Here is a 2,615-nt window from a genome sequence, read left to right as displayed (position 1 = left end):
CACACCCGTTCCCATTCCGAACACGGCAGTTAAGCTCTTCAGCGCCGATGGTAGTTGGGGGTTTCCCCCTGTGAGAGTAGGACGCCGCCAAGCCACTTTGAAAAGATCAGCCATCCTGGCTGGTCTTTTTTTTGCGTCTTTTAATAAAATGAGTATCGAAAAAAGTAATGAAGCCATTTAAAAGGTATGCTAGAGAAAAGACTTGAAATAATTCTACTTTTTTCTTCTATTATTATATTGTTAGAATTTAGGGAGGATCCTGATCCTTGAATTGTTGAGACATAAGGGTAGAGCCAAGATAGAAAGTGTCAGAATTAGAAAAACACAAATGGTAAATAGTTTCAGGAAGCAATAGTAGAACTAGCCCCATTAATTACCTTAGAAGAGAATAAAGAGATACGGAAGGTCAAAAATTCTAGTTCATCATTGTCTATGGGATACGAAAAAAACTTTAGATAGTCTTAACTGAAGACGCTCAAGTTACTTGAAAGAAAAGGCTTGAAAGTCCTTAGTGTCTTTATGGATATAATCCATATCTTTAAAACGTGGGACAACGAGCATAAGGCAAGGACATATATCAGCAGCACCACAGACTGCTTTTACTTCTGTCTATAGTTTGTTTTTGGGCACCCGACAAGGGGCACAGGCGGATACGGATACAAGTAGATATCCCCTTCTTGGTACAATTGAAAAAACAAACAAAAATGCATGTTGGAGTGATATCTAATATTTTTGAATGCTGTATAAAGGAATATTTCATAAGTTTGACACTTGGAAGTTGACGAATCGTTAATGATAGATAGTGCTCCGACACGAGAGGGAGGGTTAGAGGCTGTATTTGAAGTCCTTAATAATCCTGATCCCCCTACAGCAATTTTTTGCTTTAGCGACTTAATTGCTTTCGGCGTTATGAAGGGTTAAGGATGAAAGGATTGATTCCTGGTCAAGATATAGACATCGTAGGATTCGATAATGTTCCAGTAGCAGAAATCTATCATCCTCCGTTAACAACTGTTTCTTCATTTACTCAACGTATGGGGAAAGAAGCTGCGAATCTTTTGTACCAAAAAATGGTGTATATTGATCATGAACAACAGCGTAATATATTAAATCCTGAACTGATTATTAGAGAATCCTCCTAAAAAGAAAAAAAGGTGATTAGTTTACAGGAAGAGGGAGTATCTCTTATCGCTGTATTCTTTTCATCTTTTTTATTATTCTTTTCTTAGGTTTTATTTGGTAATCAACTCGTGGAATTACTTAAGTGGTTCGTAAATATCCCAGGCGACTTTCAATGAATCAACAATATAATCTGCTACCTCATCGACATCAAGGTCATTCATATTCACTTTTGAATGGTGATAGGAGTATATTTCCTGTCTGGTATTAAAAAGTTCTTCTATTTCTTCAAGGCTTCGACTTTGTAACACTGGTCTACTATCAATAAGCAACCCTATTCTCTCTTTCCAATATTCCCAAGATAAGTCCAGGTAGAACACAATACAATTAGAAAGACAAATTTTTCGTATATCCTCTTGTAAAAAAGCTCCGCCACCAACGGAAATGATTTTCAATTGCTGTTGGCTAAAGTAATCAATCATACTTTTTTCTTTTTCGCGGAAAGTCTTTTCCCCAAACTTCTTGAATATTTCTGTGGTGGGCATGTTAAATTCTTTTTCAATTTCTTGATCTATATCAATAAAATCTCTATATAATTTCCTGGCTACTTTTTGTCCGATTGTGGTTTTTCCTACCCCCATAAAACCTATAAAAACGATACTTTGCATCCTCAAAGATGTGTTTTTATTAATCATTTATAAATCCCTCTTCCAACTATTTTTATATTGATTAAAAGTCTTTCCTCAATCTTTTAAAATAAATTTATTATAGTACATGACAGTAAATTTGTAAAAAAAATATTTTTCTAATATTTAGATAATAGGTAAGGGATATCAGCTATATTACTTTAATATTTACTCCATTTTTTAAGCTTTGTTCAATAAGTGGTTGAATATGTATCACTCTGCTTCTTTACTAGAGCTGAATCTAACCCAAGTAATGATTACTCAGTCATGATAAATGTGTTTTATGTTTCATAAAATTATGGTTTCAAACTTATATCCAGTACGAGCATCAGTATCGATGATAGATTGGAGACTATTAATAGACAAAAGCTTTTCATTTTCCACATTCTCTAAGAAAGAGTAGGTAAAGCACCTATATATATATTAATAAATGGAGGTAAAAAGAAAAAATGATTCATAGCTAAAAATCAGTTGACTTTAAGATAGGAAAGGATTAATATAAATAAGCACCAAGTACGACAAACAAAAAAATCATCACTTTTGGTAGATTACTAAAAGAAATAATAACTATTGACTTCTTATTATGAAAATGTTAAGATGAAATGGTCGCTGAAAAACACAGTGAATTAAAATAAGTTAAAAACTTCGCAGAAGTTGACAACTAATCAATAGTGTGTTATGATTAATAAACAAGTTGTTTGAAAGAACGACGATAAAATTGCTCTTTGAAAACTGAACAAAACAAAGCGCCAACGTAAATTTTTAAAGTGAGCACACACTATTAAAAAAGCAAAATGAGCAAGTCAAACA

General features: G+C 33.3%; 1 protein-coding gene, 1 rRNA gene and 1 pseudogene. 2 read left to right on the top strand and 1 reads right to left on the bottom strand.

The genetic code is table 11. The features are described from left to right. Together rrf and ACQKMR_RS28320 are read left to right on the top strand one after the other, a co-directional pair. Positions 1–93 (top strand): 5S ribosomal RNA (gene rrf / locus ACQKMR_RS28325); the annotation flags it as partial. Between the two features lie 678 nt (positions 94–771). Then, positions 772–1,142, top strand: a pseudogene (locus ACQKMR_RS28320) (substrate-binding domain-containing protein); the annotation flags it as partial. A gap of 114 nt (positions 1,143–1,256) precedes the next feature. Here ACQKMR_RS28320 and ACQKMR_RS28315 read toward each other — a convergent pair. Continuing rightward, entirely contained in the window at positions 1,257–1,814 is a 558-nt protein-coding gene (locus ACQKMR_RS28315) for a shikimate kinase (protein ID WP_427700237.1), read from the bottom strand. Positions 1,815–2,615 lie beyond the last annotated feature (801 nt).

Source organism: Peribacillus sp. NPDC096540 (assembly GCF_050278525.1).
Taxonomy (GTDB): Bacteria; Bacillota; Bacilli; order Bacillales; family DSM-1321; genus Peribacillus.
This window is presented reverse-complemented; position numbering and strand designations above follow the sequence as displayed.